At 36.5% G+C, this 249-nt stretch carries 1 protein-coding gene; it reads right to left on the bottom strand.

From position 1 onward, the window contains the following. Positions 1-249 (bottom strand): hypothetical protein (locus G6042_RS00295; RefSeq protein ID WP_169522318.1); only part of this gene is annotated, 249 nt, incomplete at both ends.

Below are 249 nucleotides of genomic sequence, written 5' to 3'. Positions count from 1 at the left end.
TGTCCATCGTAGAAATAACATAACAACCTGTAGCATTATTGGTAATACGAATACCTAACGTTTGAACATAAATCGTGGTATTTTGGTAAGTTGGGGTTGTTATTGCACTAGTATTGTTTTGCGCATCAGTTAAACTTGGATAGAACGTTACGCTCATTCCAGTTTGTCCTAGCAGTACTTCTTCTACTTTGCTGGCTAAATCAAATATTTCGTAGCCAATGTTGCTTTGGTCTAAATCACACAAACTGT

It is taken from the genome of Flavobacterium solisilvae (assembly GCF_012911605.1).
Classification (GTDB): domain Bacteria; phylum Bacteroidota; class Bacteroidia; order Flavobacteriales; family Flavobacteriaceae; genus Flavobacterium; species Flavobacterium solisilvae.
The sequence above is the reverse complement of the archived record's forward strand: the minus strand, read 5'-3'. Positions and strand labels throughout refer to the sequence as shown.